This window comes from Thalassoroseus sp. (assembly GCF_984380535.1).
Genome location: NZ_CFHRBF010000009.1, coordinates 260,343 through 276,861, shown reverse-complemented (window position 1 = coordinate 276,861; position 16,519 = coordinate 260,343). Strand labels below are relative to the sequence as shown.

Sequence of the window (16,519 nt, the reverse complement as noted above, 5' to 3'; positions counted from 1 at the left end):
CAAGTTCAGTCCACGCAAGTCGACAGACTATGATTTCGTCTGACGACTCGTCTTCCGACTTCCCGAACTTTTTTTGGCGGTCTTCGTACCGGACGAACTCGTCTTTTTTCGACTGCTGGACGATCCCGACCGCGACTTGCTGGTCGACTTGGATGAAGTGGTCTTCTTCGGTCCCTTCTCGAACAACTCTTTCAGCCGATTGGGGGCGGTCATCAAATCGTAGCCGTCTTCGGGGGGCGGTGTCGTCGCGGGATCGAAGACCTCACGGTACTTCGGATCGACCGCCAACGCCCGAATCAACGAGCAGAACTGGGGGCCTTCCGCCTTGCGAATCACAGGTTTGAGAGAGTCCGCCGCTTCTTCGGTCGACTGACCGGACTCCACCAAACCAAGCCAAGTCAATGCGTTGGCGGTAGCATGGTCGACGGGAACTAAATGGCTGCCCAAACAGGCTTGTAGGGCGTAATTTCGCACGAACGGAGACAAATCCGGAATCTCGTTGAGCTGTTTGACAGCTTGTTCCAGCGTCTTCCGTTTAAGGTCTTCGAGATCGAAGTCGTAGTGTTTTTCGAAGACATGTTGCAACAAGTTGCGGACCATCATGCCACGCAGGTCCGCATCTGGAAGTTCTTCGAAGACCGCCGCGAGTTCCGAAATTGAACTCACGCGGATTTCGTTGAGATCGAAGAAACTTTCGTGAAGCCGTTGATACGTCGTTTCAGCTTGCTCTTCGGAAGTGTCCTCGAGACAAACGGCATACACCAACGTTTCCAGCACAGGCAGATCTTGGCTGGTATGATTGCCCTTGTATTGCTTTTTGAGAGCCGTAATGAGTTTCTTGCAGACGGCCTGTTTGTCCGAGGCTTTCGGCTTCTGTGCAGATGCCATGGTGAGTGGTTCTATCTCCTGAGGTCCGATTCGCCGACTCGGTCTTGCAATCGTAATTGATGGCGGGGGTGGGTTAATGTTGACGAGTTCGTCTCACTCCGACACGTGATCGGCGGTTGATTCATCGTCTACCGAATCCGCGTCTTCGGACTCCTCGGTCTCACCCAAGAGTTCCCGAAGATGACGTGCGGTTTCGACACTCTTCTTAATGCCTTGATCGTTCACAAAGGTCAGAATTGGTGTCCAGCGGGTTTCAATGCGGTCGGCAATTCGACTCTGCAAATACCCGCGAGCAGACTCCAAGCCATGCAGGCACAAAGCTTGTTCTTTCTCGTCTCCCATAATGGAAACGTAGACCTTGGCCGACTTGTTGTCGGCAGCAACTTCCGCATGCAGCACGGTGACATTCTTCACCCGTGGATCGCGGAGCTCGAACAACACCGAAGTGCTGACTTGTTCCTGAATGGCTCGGGCGATTTTCGCCTGACGTCGCGATTGCATTACCAATTCCTCGCAAAACATGCCCGCAATGCAACTCGTGCCACACTCAGAACTTGCTCGCGAGAACAGGCGACTTTCACCTGTCCCGCGTTGAATAACTTAATCAACTCAACACAACTCCGTTGACGACTCACGAGGCGGACGTTTCCAGCGTTCGCTTCACCTCTCGGACTTTGAATGCCTCGAAGAGGTCGCCTTCCTTCACATCGTTGAATCCATTGAGCCGAATCCCGCACTCCATCCCTTCGCGGACCTCCTTGGCATCGTCCTTTTCACGTTTGAGCGAAGCCAAATCGTAATCGCCAAGAATTTTTTGGTCTCGGATCACATGCACTCGGCTGTTCCGGTCGATGGTTCCGTTGAGAATCCGACAACCGGCGATCATGCCGTACCGACTGACTTTGAACGTCTGCAACACGATCGCCCGACCCGTGGTTTCTTGGACGCGTTCCGGCTCCAACAACCCTTCGAGAGCTTGCTTGATGTGGTCGGTCACTTCGTAAATGATTTCGTAACGCCGAATTTCCACGCCTTGTCGTTCGGCGTTTTGAGCCGCCCGATCTTCTGGAACGACATGGAAGGCGATGATGATCGCACCGGCGGCAGCCGCCAGTGACACATCGCTTTCGTTCACGCCACCGACGCCATCGTGAATCAGAATCGTCCGCACTTCCGGGTGGTCGAACTTGTCGATTTCCCCTTTGAGTGCTTCCAACGAACCAGGTGTGTCGGCTTTGAGAATCAGCGGCAAATCTTTCACGCCGGAATCGCCACTGAGCAATTCTTCCAGCGTCTTCGGTTTGCCGGAACTTGCCGCCAAATCTTCGGTACGACCAGAGTGACGACGTTCCTCGGCAGTCGCCCGAGCTTCTTCAAGATCGGTCATGCCAAAGAAGTGATCACCCGCGCCAGGAACGATGTCCAAGCCTGTAATCTTCACCGGTTGCGATGGACCTGCCGACTCAATCTCATGACCGAGGTCGTCATACATCGCCCGAACTTTACCAAACGCTTCGCCGCACAAAACGACGTCGCCAATAGATAGCGTTCCCTTTTGGATGATCAGCCAAGCGATCACCCCGCGACCTTCATCGCGAAACGCTTCCAAGCAAACCCCGACCGCGGGACGATCCGCGTTGGCTTTCAGCTCTTCGATTTCGGCCGTCAGCAAAATGGTTTCCAACAGGGTATCAACGCCCTGCCCGGTCGCGGCGGAGGTTCGCACAACCTCGACTTCACCACCCCATTCCACCGGCAAAATCTCATGAGCCGTCAGGTCTTGAAGAACTTTTTGTTCGTTCGTGTCCGGCAAATCGATTTTGTTCATCGCCACGATGATCGGCACACCGGCGGCCTTTGCGTGGCTGATACACTCGACCGTTTGTGGCATCACACCGTCGTCGGCCGCAATGACCAACACGATAATGTCAGTCACATTCGCACCGCGTGCCCGCATGTCGCCGAAAGCCGCGTGGCCTGGTGTATCGACAAACGTAATCGGTTTGCCTTCGTAGTTAATCTGATAAGACGCAATGTGTTGCGTGATACCACCCGATTCCCCGGCGGCGACGTTGGCTGAGCGGATTGTATCGAGCAGACTCGTTTTCCCGTGGTCGACGTGACCTAGAATCGTAACGACAGGCGGACGCTCGGTGAGATTGGCACCATCGTCGTCACCTTCCAAAATCGCGGCCAGCTCCTCTTCGATATCCCGACCGCGTTTGATTGTCAGATCGACGCCGAACTCCATCGCCAACTCCATGGCTTGTTCTTCCTCGAGGAAGTCGTTGATCGTCGCCATTGTACCATTGCGGAACAAGATCGATATCAGATCTTTCCCGGAACGCCCCATGGCTTCTGAAAGACTCCGCACGGTAATCGGGAGTTCGACTTCCGCTTCAGTCCGGAACTCAATCGGACCGCTGCGTTTTTTCCGACGCCGATTGGAGAACTGTCGTCGTGCGACGTCTTCCTCACGCTCGTTTCGACTCCGGCCCTTACGACGGGCCTTGTTGCGGCCGGTTTCTTCTTCTTGCTGTTCGCGTCCGCGTTGACGTTTGAGGTCCACACGTCCTTTTTGCGGTCGATCAGTGCGTTCCCCGCGTTCCCGTTCCTCCATGTGTCGTTGGAGTTGGTCACGCAACGGAGCATCACCGGCCTTCAAATTGCCCGGCAATTTCATCACAGGCTTCTGAGCCGGTCCTTCCGTCTTTTCACTTCGCTTCGGTTGAGGTGTATTGACCTCAGGAGGCGGAGCCGCCACGAACGGAACACTGGGGCGATTGGGCTTTTTGTCTCGTTTCGCTTTCTTCGACCGAGACTCATTGATGCTACCGCGTGGCTTCATCTCCATGTCCCGAACGGGACGCGCGGAGGCACCAGACGGAGCGATATAGTCTTCTTTTTTGTGCGGAGTCGGCTTAGCTTCCGGCTTCGGTTCTGCGGCGGCTTCCGGTTTTGCTTCAGCAGCCGCTTCGGCTGGCTGTTCCGGGGTCGTCGACTCGACGGTTTCTTCTGAACTGACAACCGAGCTTGTTTCTTCGGCTGTTGCTTCCTCAGCCACCTCGGGTGGGGCCTCGACTTCGATCACTGATTCCGCCTCTTCGGCTGGCTCGTCGGTTTCGGTAACCGCTTCCTGTTCAGCGTCCTGAACAGCAGCGTCTTCGACTTTGACTTTGACTTCTTCGGGTGTTGTATCGGACGTTTCAGCAACTGGCTCGACAACTTCCGCGACGATTGACTCTTGATCGTCAACGGTCGATTCATCCGAGACGCTCGTTTCCTCGACTTCGTTCTCCTCATCGGCAACAGCGACACCAGCGTCACTATTCCGATCGGAATGGGAACGCCCGGCCTGAGAACGCGAAGACTCGATCTTTCGAACTTTGCTGCCACGATCGACAACTTCCGCGCGCATCGGCTCCAAAGGAGCATCGGCCACCGACTCTGCGGGCTTGGCCCCGCCGGTAGACCCATCCTTAATGAAGCTGACAACAATATCCCGCTGTTCCGGCGAAATACTGGCCAAGGCGGAGTTCTTAGCTGGAACTCCTGCTTGGTTGCAGTAATCGATAAGCTCTTTGCTATCGATGCCTAGCTCTTTCGCCAGAGCGAAGATCCTGATCTTCAAAAGCGTTTCCCCCAAATCAACTCAAAGACGACTCACACGAACGCTAACCGAACCTGAAGAACTCGGCCAGTCGTTTCTATTCGACAATCACTATGCCCCACCAGCTGGGTGAGACTCTTCGGCCACTTCCGCCTCGTGGTCAACACTTTCGGAAGCATCGGCCAAAGCCGACTCGACAATTTCCGATTCCGTGCTGGCCACTGGATCATCCGCTTCCTCAGGGGGAACGGACTCCGCAGACGCCGAATCAGACTCGGCACTGGCGGCGGTCGCGTCGACTTCCGTTTCCGCAACCTGCTCGGCCACAGCTTCTGTATGCAACGACTCGTTCGATTCTTCAGCAGAATCTGCAGATTCCGTCTCCGAAGAACCGGACTCTTCCGGCTTGCTCGGTGCCAACCGCTCTAAAGCGGCTTGCTCACGTTTTAGCCGATACTCTTCACGCTCGGCCTTCTCGGCCAACAACGCCTGTTCATCTGCAAACTCGACAATCTCCGCACATTGCTCTTCGGTCAGCCCACTAATCTCCTCGAGCTGATCGGGTTCAATGACTGAAAGATCGTCGAAGGTGAAGAACCCTTGCACAACAAGATTCTCGGCCAACTCCTCACTCACGTGTGGAGCCTTGCTAAATTCGCCGATCGTCTGATCGATCTGCTCATCCAGTCGATCTTGGGTCATCACATGGATATCCCAACCAACCAACTTCGAAGCCAACCGAACGTTCTGCCCTTTCCGACCAATTGCCAGAGAAAGCGAATCTTCGCGAACAAGCACAATCACCTTGCCCAACATCGGGCACAGCACCACATCTTCGACTTCCGCCGGTTGCAGTGCATTTGGGACGAGGACATGCAGCGAATCGTTCCAACGAACAATATCGATCCGCTCTTCGCCACCCAATTCATTAATAATATTCTTGATGCGTGCACCGCGAACACCGACACATGCACCAACACCGTCAATTTTACTATCGTCACACGAGACGGCAACCTTTGTTCGGTAACCAGCCTCGCGAGAGATCGAACGAATTCGAATCACATGATCGGCAATTTCCGGGATTTCCAGCTCGAACAGACGACGAACTAAGTCAGCATGACAGCGAGAAAGAATAATCTTAACTCGACTCCCAGCTTTCCGGACGTCCAGCACGATTGCTCGCACCCGTTCACCAACCCGATACCCTTCACCGGGGATCTGCTCACTGCGTGGCAAGAAACCTTCTGCCTTGCCAAGATTGACGGTCACCGATCCGCCTTCGACACGGCTTACAGTGCCAGTCACGATCTGACTTCGCAGCTCGCCAAACTCATCAAACAGATGATCGCGTTCCGCTTCGCGAATCTTCTGAATCATGACCTGCTTGGCGGTTTGGGCAGCGATTCGACCAAGCAAATCACCAATCTCATCGGCATTTAACGGATCTCCATCGATCGAGGCGGACGGTTCGCCCGTCAATCGATCGACTTTGACGTCAATTTCGACCTCTTCACCGAAGTGCTTGCGGGCCGCCGAGACAATCGCTTGCTCGATTCCATCAAAGACGATGCTTTTCTCGATACTCTTGTCGCGGTGGATCATTTCCACGACACGGAGGAGTTCGGGTCCGTTCATCGTTTTCCAACTTCCCAATAACAAAAAAAAGCGGGCACGAGTCCCACTTTCGACCATCCATCTCCACCGGAGATAGACCGTTGAGTGGCCGTCAATGAGAACCACGGTATCGCAACCCCACCACTGGAGCAACGTTTACCGCGATGGCGGTGCCCGGCCGGAGTGTTCTCTCTAGCGTCTACATGCGCCAGACCCTTCTCAGTGAATTCCGCTCGGGGTGCCGTCCTTCCATTCCAAGATTGCCAAGGTTTGTCAACAGGAGTCGACAACTTCTGACATCAAGAATGTCTGTACGCACACAACCCATCATTGGTTCTCAGTCTCTGATTGTGACGATACATCCCGTCAAGTCAACTGTCAAGCAGTCCTCGCTCGAACATTTCCCGATCGCTTCACCATTTCCTCGCCAAAGGAAAACAGCGAATTGCTCGAATGACAACAAATTCATCGGATTTCACCAATTGGAATTTTCCTGGGAGCAGTTTTATACTATTGAGTCGATGCGACACTTGTGCGGTTTCGAGGACGAACCGACGGTAGCCGCTCTGGATAGGGCGGAATCATACGGACACCTTTGTTTCAGGCAGGGAGAGACGGAACGATGCTGAGAAGCCGAACAGTGATGGCGGCGATGATGATGGCCAGCTCGGCCATGTTTGGGGTGGCGAATGCCCAAGTCGACCCGCAAAACGCGATCCCCGAACACGAAAACATCAAAAAACAAGCTGACGCCGCTTACCAACAACGAGCATTTTCGCAAGCGGTCGAGTTGGTCAGCAAGGTGATCAAGGAGAACCCGAAGGACGACGTCGCTTTCTACCTGCGGGGAAGTTCGCTGGTGGAAATCGGTCTGCAAAACCGAGATGTCGAAAAACTTCGCGCAGGAATCGCCGACGCTCGTCAAGCAATCGCATTGAACGGTCGTGAACGGATCGATTATTACTTGCCTTACCTCTTCGGTATGTCCAGCTTGGCAGGACTCGAAGACAAACCCGAGCACGCCAACATCGCGATTCAGGTTGCCACTCAGGTGATCGCCCTGCCCAACGTCGGCACGGCTCAGTCCGCGAACTTGTACTACCAACGAGCTCGCGCTCACGGCACTTTGCAGGACTGGGAAAAAGCCGCTGAAGACTTCAACAAAGCTTTGTCGTTCAACCCGAACCATTTGGGTGCCCGCCTCGGTGCTGGTCATGCGTATGTCCGCATGGAAGACTTCGCCAAAGCCGAAGAGCAGTTCAACGAAGCCTCCAAAACATTCCCGAACGACCCCCGCGTCTACAACGACCGTGGTACATTCCATCAGCAATCGAAACAGTTCGACAAAGCCATTGCTGACTTCACCAAGGTGTTGGAACTCGATAAGAACGCTCACTACGCCTACATGAATCGTGGCTTCACGTACATGGAAAAAGGCGACGCCAAGCAAGCCGAACAAGATTTCGATCGTGCATTGGCTCTGCAACCGAAACAGCCAACGCTCTACAGCTTGCGTGGCACCGCTCGGCTGACACAAGGTCGCGTTGCTGATGCCGTTAACGACTACAAAATGGTTGTCGAAATGGACTCCAAAAACCCAATCGCACGCGGCGACTTGGCGTTTGCGGAATTCTTTGCCGGCGACTATGCCAATGCCACCAAGTCATTCGCAGCGGCTCTCGACTCACCCGCGAAACTGGAACACCTCCGACCGTGGCTGTACGTCTCCATGGTCTTCGCTGGACAAAAAGACGCTGCTGACGCTCGATTCGGTAGCGGACCTAGCGGAGAGAAGTCTGGCTGGGACTGGTCGGACCGTCTTGTTGCGACCCTGACCGGGAACCTTTCCGACGAAGAACTGCTGGCCGCCGTCAAAACCGACGAAACGCGAGTCAAAGACGCTCAACTTTGCGAAGCACACTTCTTCCTCGGCCAAAAGGCTCTGATTGCAGGTGACCGAGCATCGGCAACCGCGCACTTCCAGAAAGCTGTCGCCACAAACGCCAAGAATCTCTCCGCTCACCGCGGATCACGCTTCGCCCTCGAACGGCTGAACTAATACACAACCGACAAACGACGAATCGAAAAAAGCCCCGAGGTGCAATACCCTCGGGGCTTTTTTGGTAGATCAAATCAACAAAACGAAGTTGGGACGCTATCCCAGATATCGATTGGCACCGACTTTCCCCGTGGAAAACCGAGCACCCGGGAAACTAGGAAAGCATTGCCGAAGCCAACGACACCCAACTCGCAGTTCTAATCGGTGTTCCCGTTGCGAAACCTGTCTCGTTCGCATTACGGCTAATCGCTACGCACCGGCTGCACGAACCACGACGGCGGTCGCTTGTCCGACTCGCGTGACATTCGTTTTGATGAACACCCGATTGTCCGTTGGCAACGGCTCGCCGTGCACGACGTTGAGTGAGCACTCGGGATCGCCGGCACGATAGTTGAGCGTGACTGGAATCAAACCCTCGTTGAGCGAAAGTAGTGACGCGGCCAACTCCTGCACCCCACACCCAGGCCCGGAGTTACCCAGCCGACTTTTCATCGCGGTCACCGGAATCTTCGAACCTTCGGGACCGAAAACATCGTGAATCGCTAGAGCTTCTTCACGGTCGATGGACTTGCTGCCAAGACCGTGGGCGTTCACATGTCCGACCTGACTCGGTTCGATACCCGCGTCTCGCAGAGCGGCACGCATCGCGTTAGCAAGTGCTCGCCGTAGTTGCGGTGCCCCATCACGATCGGTAACGCAAGACGAACCGAAGCCTAAGACTTCACCCAAAACGGCTGCGTTTCGACTCGCTGCGTGCTCGGCTGTTTCCAGAATTAACGTCGCGGCTCCTTCGCCAATGACCTGCCCTGTGCTCTCGGCATCAAATGGGCGACACCAAGTTTCTGGCGGGCCCTCTTCCTGTGCCAATTCATCCCATAACGCAGCATGCAGTGACTGCATAGGATTGAATCGAGCCCCGCAGCTGCCGGAGATCATCACATCCGCATCACCGCGAGCAATAATTCGCACCGCTTCACCAAGGACCGAATTCCCAGAGGCCTCGTCCATGGTGATTGAATTACTCGGGCCACGGGCACCGACAGAAATGCTGATATGACATGCCGGCATGTTTGGCAGATATTTCAGCAGCCACAACGGCTCCATCGACGCCATCCCACTGGGTTGGCCGGAATTCTCACCTTCGCGTCCCCACTTTTCATAGACAAAATGAGGCGACGGTTCCGCGGAAGTCGCTTTGACGACCGGATCGAGCAACTGATCCGGCGGCGTAAGCATTAGATTCGCACCGAACTCCACGCCAATCCGGTCGGCAGGCATCGCTTCGGTGTCAATCGCGGCATCTTCGATGGCCAAAAACGCGGATGCCACACCGAGCTGAATCTCGCGACACATCACATTGACACGTTTTCGCTCCGACTTCAGCCACTGTTTCTTGGCCGACTTCTCGTCGAACTCGGAAACTTCCCCGCCGACATGACCGGGAACGCCAGTGAATGACTGCAGTTCGCTTCGGCGAATTCCACTTCGACCGGCCGCTAGGTTCTCACAGAAGACAGACCGACCAATCCCCAGCGGGCTGACGATTCCGACCCCCGTGATCACCACGCTTTTGGTGATTTCTGAAGACTGTTCGGCCATAAGTCTTGGCGTGCCTCATCAGATCGCAAGAGATGAATTGAGCAACAGAACTCCGGTCAATCGACTGAATAGTTCTGAACTTCCATGATGACAGCCTGGCTTACACCTGCGTGCTGCATGGCAATCAATGCTTCCGGGTTGGTGCGGAATCGTCCGCCACGTGTCCGGATCGCATTGATAATGATCGTGTCACTCAGTTGATTTTGTGCCATCGTGATGACATCGCTATTGGTCATCGCTCGGGCCGCTGCCGCGCGAGACGCTTTCACATGCGAGGCATGACGAATCGCCGCATCGCGTTCTTCTTCCGCATCTTTAGCATGACCCAAAGCACCACCACCAGCGGCACCAGCGAGTGCCCCTAATGCTGCTCCAGTTTTTGGGTTACCGACTTGGTGCCCCAAGACCGCACCGGCAATCGAACCGGCTCCGGCCCCCAAAAGTGCGCCAGTTTGAGTATTGGTTTGACAGCCCAGAAACTGCCCGCTGGTTGTCATTGTCAGCAAAGCCAACACGCTCCAACGCACTTTGGAATTCGGTTTCCCCGAGTTCATGCTGCTTCTCCGGTCGTGTGATGGGCATGCCCTCACACTCAGTCAAATCTCGCAGATGCTAGTGAACCGGTCAAGTCGAGTTAACCGGTTGTAACGGTTATCTAAACCTTTCGGCATCCGAATTCACGAGACTTGAGCCGGATTCACGTCACGCTTGCGAACTTGCCTGATCGGCGATTTCACGCTGCCTTGCCCAAAACGAGACATGCATTGTGACCACCGAACCCGAAGCTATTCTTCAGCACGGTATTGAACTTCACATCGCGAGCTTCGTGCGGCACGTAGTCCAATTTGCATTGTGGATCGGGATTATCGAGGTTAATTGTCGGCGGAATCGTTTGCCGATCGAGTGCCAACGCACACACCACAAACTCCACGCCCCCAGATGCTCCCAACAAGTGCCCGAGTTGGCTCTTTGTGCTGGAAACCATCAACTTCGATGCGTGTTCGCCGAACACGGTTTGAATCGCAATGCTCTCGGAAATGTCACCGAGCGGGGTGCTGGTTCCGTGAGCGTTGATGTAGTCGATATCCGAGACGTTCAACTTGGCGTCGCGGACGGCGCTCATCATTGCCATCGCAGCCCCTTGCCCTTCCGGGTGTGGAGCGGTCATATGCGAAGCATCCGCAGACATACCGTAACCGAGCACCTCACACAGGATCGGTGCACCGCGTTTCTTGGCGTGTTCGTACTCTTCGAGGATGACCATACCGGCCCCCTCGGACAGCACAAACCCATCGCGATCCTGATCGAACGGCCGACTGGCTTTGTCGGGTGCATCGTTTCGGGTGGACAAAGCCCCCATCCGAGCAAACCCGGCCAACCCCATCGGCGTCAACGCTGCCTCGGAACCGCCGGCAACCACGACATCGCACATGTCGTATTGGATCCAGCGGAAGGCATCGCCGATCGCGTTCGTCGCCGAAGCACAGGCGGTGGCGATCGCACTGTTCGGTCCCTTTAGACCGTATCGTACGGAAACGTTCCCGCTGGCCGCATTGACCATCATCTTCGGGATGAGAAACGGCGATATACGTGACGGCCCCCGATCGAAGAGCTTGCAGTGCTGCTCTTCGATTTCACTCAGCCCGCCAATTCCGCTGCCGATCATAACCCCGTAACGTTCCGACGGACCGTTCGCGAGATCGATACCAGCGTGAGCGACGGCTTTATCCGAAGCTACGAGGACGAACTGACAGAACCGGTCGATCCGTTTGGCATCTTTGGGAGCCATATCGATGTGATTCGTCACATCAAAATCGCTTACCTCCCCGCCGAAAAAGACCTTAAAGTCTCGCGGATCGAAACGTTGGATGGGGCCAACGCCACTCTTGCCCGCACAGATCGAATCCCAAAATTCGTTCGATTCGCATCCCAGGGCAGTGACGACGGCGGCTCCGGTGACCACCACGCGTCGCGTCATGCTTTAGCTCTTTTCTTCGATGTAGTCGATCGCATCGCCGACCGTACTGATTTTGTCGTAGTCGTCATCGGGGATGGTGACTTCGAACTCGTCTTCGAATTCCATCACCAACTCAACGACGTCGAGCGAATCGGCCTTCAAATCGTCCACGAAGGAACTTGACCGAGTAATTTCCTCTTTTGGAATCGACAATTGCTCGCTGACAATTCCAATGACTTTTTCTTCTGTGCTGCTCACACAAATACCCTCCAGGGAAGCTGACAATCAGCGGGACGTTTTGTTAAATGCCAATCAGCAGGCGGTTCGATCGGCTGACCGACACCTGACTACTCGATTGTGGTAAATCCGCAGATGATTCCGCTTTGAGCCATCTACTATGACAATTATCGAGATCGTAGATGACCATTGCAACACGGCAGATATACTCCGTTCGCAGTTTCGTGTAAACGGCAAACGGGGTGAAATACGCGAAGATCGTTCGACCAAATGCAGATTGACGAAGCCTGACGTTCTTATCATCAAATGAACGAATGAGCCGAGAGTTTCCTCAACTCATTCCACGCCAACCTGTATTTAACACAGCAGCATTCAATCGATCAACCGTGATCAACTCGCGAACCGCCTTTGCGTTTAGGAATCGTTGAACGTTTCACAGGGAATCTTGCGTTCGATCCGTTTGAGAAGTCCTTTCAAAACCTTGCCAGGGCCAATTTCGTAGAATTCGGTGACGCCAGCATCCAACATCGCCCGCATCGAGTTTTCCCATAGGACCGGGCTGACCACCTGACGAACCAGCAAACTCCGAATGCTATCGGGTTCCTCGTGACTGGTGGCATCGACATTGGACACTAATGGAATTTCCGGTTTCTTCAGAGGCACACCCGCGAGAGCCTCGGCCAATTTTTCGTCAGCGGGCTTCATGATCTCGGTGTGAAACGCCCCCGCGACCGCCAACGGAATCGGTTTGCCACCTTTCGCAGTGATTAACTCGACGGCTTTCTCACAAGCCGCGTTCTCACCGGACAGAACCGTATTGCCGGGGCAGAGATAGTTCGCGATATAGATTCGCCCGTCACTCGACGCTTCTCGGCAAACCTCCTCGACTTGCGTCCGATCCAATAGTAACGCACTGACCATTCCCGACGGCACGGCATCGGCGGCGGCTTGCATCGCCTCACCACGTCGCTGCACGACTTTCAAGCCGTCTTCGAACGTGAGCGCCCCGGAAAACACCAATGCGGTGTATTCACCCAGACTCAATCCGGCCGTCATTTCGCAGCCGAGAACCACATCCGGACGCTCCGCCCGCAGCATCTCCAATGCTGCCAAGCTGGTCACAAACAACGCTGGCTGGCTGATGACCGTGGAATCTAGCTCGTCTGCCGGACCCTCGAAACAAAGTTTCGCCAGATCGTAACCGAGAATTTCGCCGGCTTGGTCGAACAACTTCTTCGCCGCCGGGCATTTCTCGACGATCGTCTTGCCCATCCCGACGTGTTGAGCACCTTGGCCGGGAAATAAAAATGCAATTTTACTCATTCCGACATCCGTTCAATGTGTGATTCTCGCTCCATGATGAACTCGACCCAACTCACCTATTTACTCAGCCGACCGTGACAACTCGCTGACAATGCGGGAATTAATGTCGCGGTCTTGGAATTTGCGAGTGAGTTTCAGTGCGTTGCGGATGGAGGCGGCGTTGCTGGAACCGTGACAGATGATGCACACGCCATCAATGCCCAATAGTGGTGCCCCGCCCTCTTCACTGTACTCGAATCGCCGGCCAATTTCTCCGAATGTCTGTTTCGCCAGATCGCGTTCGCTGTTGAGTTGCGTGCAAACTTGGTGCGAAATCGCTTTCAGCATGAAATCGGCCATGCCTTCGCTGACTTTCAGCACCACGTTGCCGACGAAACCTTCACAGATGAGCACGTCGACTTCGCCCTGATACAAACCGCGACCTTCCACGTTGCCGATGTAGCGATCCTTCACCGGACTGCTGAGCAACAACTGATGCGTTTCCCGATACAGATCGTTGCCTTTGCCGTCTTCACTACCGATATTCATCAGACCAACGCTGGGATTTTCGATCCCCAACACCGCCTCGGCATAGATCGCCCCCATCGTGGCATATTGCACGAGGTGCTCGGGACGGGCAGCGGGATTGGCTCCGACGTCCATCAAAATCGCTTTGCCACGGGCGGTTGGAAGGGCCGTCGCGATCCCCGGGCGTTTGATTCCCTTCAGAAACAGCCGTGTCCGCAAGCCGGCCGCGACAACCGCGCCTGTATTTCCGGCAGAAACGACGGCGTCCGCTTCTTTGGCGGCCATCATCTTCCAGCAGACCGCGATCGACGAATTCGGTTTCTTCCGCATGGCTTCGGTCGGTTTTTCTTCCATTCCGACCACGCCTTCGGACGCGCGGAACGACAACCGTTCGCCGGAATACCCGGACTTCTCAACCAACGACTCTAACAACGGCTGATCTCCGACCAGCACGATTTCGATTTCCGAATCCGCCTCTAAAGCGGCAATCGCTCCGTCAATATTCGGTTGCGGGGCGTGATCCCCACCCATCGCATCCAGGGCAATTTTCATAGAATATATACCGTCCGCGTTCACAACTTGCGGTTACTCGGGCCTCGTCTCAGCGCGGGGGCAAACCTCAACGTTCTCATCGCTCGCAATACACTTCAAAACCAATCGCTGCATCGACGCAAACGACGGTCTTTGAACGTGTGGAATACCTCGAGAGAAAACGGTCGCAGGAACCCGCGAATCACCGGCGGCATCGTACGCGAAGCAGGAAAACGCTGTCAAGCGGCGCGGTTCTTGTGATGATGTGATGAAGCCTGGGGTGATGATGTGAATTTCCGGTTTCGGTCCCGACCGGTGGTTCGTTTCATGTGAGGCTTAGAAACTGAGGTGTAAAGAGTCGCAAGCGAAGGCCGAAAACGAAATCTCTCCTCACGCCTTACGCCTCACATCATCACACGAGACCTCATCACCTCATCACACGCTCGTTCGGTCCCTCCGCTACCATCGACGCACCCGCCGTAGGGCGACCGATGACGATGATATCGTGATCCCGTAGAAATCGTTGTTTCTGTGCGATGATCGTTACGTCTTCAGGGAGCGAATCTTTGATTTCCTTCCAACGGCCAACGTGTGTGGCGAGGTAGCTGTCTTCCTGCGAGAGATATTCATTGACATCTTCTGGTGTGCGGCAGACGTCGATTTTGCGTTGGGCGTAGAAGACCAATCCAGGCGGTGAATACCGGAAAGTGGCGATCCGGGCGGAATCTTCGACCTCATCCGGCAACGACTTCACGATGTAAGAACCGTCTTGTTGCTGACTCACCCGCGGGGCAGCGATCCCGAAGAACACGGCGACGAACGTCACGCACGTCACCAAAACCGTTTGGCGTGCGGATGTTTCCCGATGGTCGTGGAACTGTCGCCAGGCGAGTATGCCACCCACAAGCGGAATAATTCCCACCGCTCCCAACCAGTATTCACCGGGAATGATGAAATATGCGGTAATTGGCAACGCCACGATCAGAACGGCACCAACGGTCATCAGCGAACCCATCGCCCAGCGATATCCCTTCGCGACCGTCGCCCCGACATTCCACGGACACGCCTCAAAGAGATACCCCGTCAACAACGCGAGAGCCGGGTAGCAAGGCAACACGTAATTCGGAAGTTTCGTGCGGGCGATCGAGAAAAATCCGACGTACACGCCCATCCAACCCAGTACAAACGCGATTGATTGCCGATCGCCTTCGGATTGTCGATGTCGTTGCACGAGCGAAACGATCGCCAATGGCAAAAACACCGACCATGGGAAGAAGCCCATCATGATCGCGATCAGGTAGTAAAACGGCGGGCCGCTGTGGTTTTCCATCGGCTGCGTGAACCGGCCGATATTGTGATTCCCAAGGAACCCTTTAAGCCACTCTCCATCGGTTTGCACACCGACCGCGATATACCAAGGCAACGCGATGACCGCGACGCACAGCAAAATCAAATCCGGTCGCATTTGCAGTGTCGTCTTGAAGAACGGCACCGGTCGCAACCAGTTCTTAAACCATTGCAGCACTTTCGACGTCCGCGACGCTTCCGTCGGCAAGACTTTCACATCCGAACGAATCCGTTCCATGTACGCGAACAGACCGATCACGCAGCAAGGTAGCAGCACACCGACCGGCCCTTTTGCAAGCACGGCGGTTGCCATCGCGGCGTACATCGGCAAGAAGCGATACCACCGCTGGGGTAATGTGATCGATTCCGTCTCGCCAGACCAATCACGACTGCGAACGTATAGAAACAGCGACAGCGTTTTGAAGAAAATCAGTGTGGAGTCCGGTGTGGAGGCCCGTGCGACGGCGGTGAACATCAAGCAACTTCCGAGCACCATCCCGGCCCATAATCCTGCTCGACGCGTGAACAATCGAGAGCCGATGTGGTACGTCAACACGCATGTGCCGATGCCGAGCACCGCCGAGAAAAATCGAGCCGCGAATTCGGAGACGCCGAACAAATTGAAGCTTGTCAGCATCAGCCAATAGACGAGAATCGGCTTGTCGGTGCGAAGTTCATGGTTGAACGTCGGCACGATCCAGTCGCCACGTTCGAACATTTCACGGCCGCACTCGGCGTTCTTGGGTTCATCCTCATCGAACAGTTGGCCCGAGCCCAGGCCAAGGAAGAACGTCAACCCGGCTACCGCGACCACAAACCATACGCCCGGAATTTTCCACTGCATCGA

At 55.0% G+C, this 16,519-nt stretch carries 12 protein-coding genes; 1 reads left to right on the top strand and 11 read right to left on the bottom strand.

What is annotated here, in order from left to right; translation table 11 throughout:
• Positions 1-27: 27 nt before the first annotated feature.
• The 4 genes from AC5DDB_RS14630 to nusA form a co-directional block, all read right to left on the bottom strand.
• Positions 28-888, bottom strand: a complete 861-nt coding sequence (locus AC5DDB_RS14630) for an HhH-GDP family DNA glycosylase (protein WP_491740472.1) — start codon at positions 886-888, stop codon at positions 28-30.
• A gap of 93 nt (positions 889-981) precedes the next feature.
• On the bottom strand, positions 982-1,389 hold the full coding sequence (gene rbfA / locus AC5DDB_RS14625; RefSeq protein WP_491740471.1) for a 30S ribosome-binding factor RbfA: 408 nt from the start codon (positions 1,387-1,389) through the stop codon (positions 982-984).
• A 130-nt stretch (positions 1,390-1,519) separates the two neighbouring features.
• Positions 1,520-4,519 carry a translation initiation factor IF-2 gene (infB, locus tag AC5DDB_RS14620; RefSeq protein ID WP_491740470.1) on the bottom strand — a complete coding sequence of 1,000 codons (3,000 nt, stop codon included), beginning with the start codon at positions 4,517-4,519 and terminating at the stop codon, positions 1,520-1,522.
• A 90-nt stretch (positions 4,520-4,609) separates the two neighbouring features.
• Positions 4,610-6,133: a transcription termination factor NusA gene (gene nusA, locus AC5DDB_RS14615; protein ID WP_491740469.1), complete on the bottom strand. Its 1,524-nt coding sequence runs from the start codon at positions 6,131-6,133 to the stop codon at positions 4,610-4,612.
• A 601-nt stretch (positions 6,134-6,734) separates the two neighbouring features.
• Between nusA and AC5DDB_RS14610 the strand changes: the two genes are divergently transcribed.
• Complete coding sequence (locus tag AC5DDB_RS14610; RefSeq protein WP_491740468.1) at positions 6,735-8,171, top strand: tetratricopeptide repeat protein; 1,437 nt, start codon at positions 6,735-6,737, stop codon at positions 8,169-8,171.
• Positions 8,172-8,420: 249 nt separating this feature from the next.
• On the opposite strand, the gene AC5DDB_RS14605 is transcribed toward AC5DDB_RS14610, so the two are convergent.
• The 7 genes from AC5DDB_RS14605 to AC5DDB_RS14575 all read right to left on the bottom strand — a co-directional run bounded on the left by AC5DDB_RS14605 (position 8,421) and on the right by AC5DDB_RS14575 (position 16,516).
• The gene (locus AC5DDB_RS14605; RefSeq protein WP_491740467.1) at positions 8,421-9,770 is read right to left on the bottom strand and encodes a beta-ketoacyl-[acyl-carrier-protein] synthase family protein; all 1,350 of its coding nucleotides are present in this window, start codon (positions 9,768-9,770) and stop codon (positions 8,421-8,423) included.
• Between the two features lie 56 nt (positions 9,771-9,826).
• Positions 9,827-10,324: a YMGG-like glycine zipper-containing protein gene (locus AC5DDB_RS14600; RefSeq protein WP_491740466.1), complete on the bottom strand. Its 498-nt coding sequence runs from the start codon at positions 10,322-10,324 to the stop codon at positions 9,827-9,829.
• Between the two features lie 179 nt (positions 10,325-10,503).
• Positions 10,504-11,748, bottom strand: a complete 1,245-nt coding sequence (gene fabF, locus AC5DDB_RS14595; RefSeq protein WP_491740465.1) for a beta-ketoacyl-ACP synthase II — start codon at positions 11,746-11,748, stop codon at positions 10,504-10,506.
• A 3-nt stretch (positions 11,749-11,751) separates the two neighbouring features.
• Positions 11,752-11,985, bottom strand: coding sequence for an acyl carrier protein (locus AC5DDB_RS14590; RefSeq protein WP_491740464.1), 234 nt, complete (start codon positions 11,983-11,985; stop codon positions 11,752-11,754).
• A gap of 393 nt (positions 11,986-12,378) precedes the next feature.
• Positions 12,379-13,287 carry an ACP S-malonyltransferase gene (fabD, locus tag AC5DDB_RS14585; protein WP_491740463.1) on the bottom strand — a complete coding sequence of 303 codons (909 nt, stop codon included), beginning with the start codon at positions 13,285-13,287 and terminating at the stop codon, positions 12,379-12,381.
• 60 nt (positions 13,288-13,347) lie between these two features.
• Positions 13,348-14,346 carry a phosphate acyltransferase PlsX gene (plsX, locus tag AC5DDB_RS14580; RefSeq protein ID WP_491740462.1) on the bottom strand — a complete coding sequence of 333 codons (999 nt, stop codon included), beginning with the start codon at positions 14,344-14,346 and terminating at the stop codon, positions 13,348-13,350.
• Positions 14,347-14,752: 406 nt separating this feature from the next.
• Positions 14,753-16,516, bottom strand: a complete 1,764-nt coding sequence (locus AC5DDB_RS14575) for an ArnT family glycosyltransferase (RefSeq protein WP_491740461.1) — start codon at positions 16,514-16,516, stop codon at positions 14,753-14,755.
• Between the last annotated feature and the right edge of the window lie 3 nt (positions 16,517-16,519).

Excerpts from the sequence above, each read along its gene's own strand:
- AC5DDB_RS14600 (WP_491740466.1), bottom strand. The coding sequence starts at position 10,324 with ATGAACTCGGGGAAACCGAATTCCAAAGTGCGTTGGAGCGTGTTGGCT.
- AC5DDB_RS14630 (WP_491740472.1), bottom strand. The coding sequence starts at position 888 with ATGGCATCTGCACAGAAGCCGAAAGCCTCGGACAAACAGGCCGTCTGC.
- rbfA (WP_491740471.1), bottom strand. The coding sequence starts at position 1,389 with ATGCAATCGCGACGTCAGGCGAAAATCGCCCGAGCCATTCAGGAACAA.
- AC5DDB_RS14605 (WP_491740467.1), bottom strand. The coding sequence starts at position 9,770 with ATGGCCGAACAGTCTTCAGAAATCACCAAAAGCGTGGTGATCACGGGG.
- fabF (WP_491740465.1), bottom strand. The coding sequence starts at position 11,748 with ATGACGCGACGCGTGGTGGTCACCGGAGCCGCCGTCGTCACTGCCCTG.
- AC5DDB_RS14575 (WP_491740461.1), bottom strand. The coding sequence starts at position 16,516 with ATGCAGTGGAAAATTCCGGGCGTATGGTTTGTGGTCGCGGTAGCCGGG.
- nusA (WP_491740469.1), bottom strand. The coding sequence starts at position 6,133 with ATGAACGGACCCGAACTCCTCCGTGTCGTGGAAATGATCCACCGCGAC.
- plsX (WP_491740462.1), bottom strand. The coding sequence starts at position 14,346 with ATGAAAATTGCCCTGGATGCGATGGGTGGGGATCACGCCCCGCAACCG.
- fabD (WP_491740463.1), bottom strand. The coding sequence starts at position 13,287 with ATGAGTAAAATTGCATTTTTATTTCCCGGCCAAGGTGCTCAACACGTC.
- AC5DDB_RS14610 (WP_491740468.1), top strand. The coding sequence starts at position 6,735 with ATGCTGAGAAGCCGAACAGTGATGGCGGCGATGATGATGGCCAGCTCG.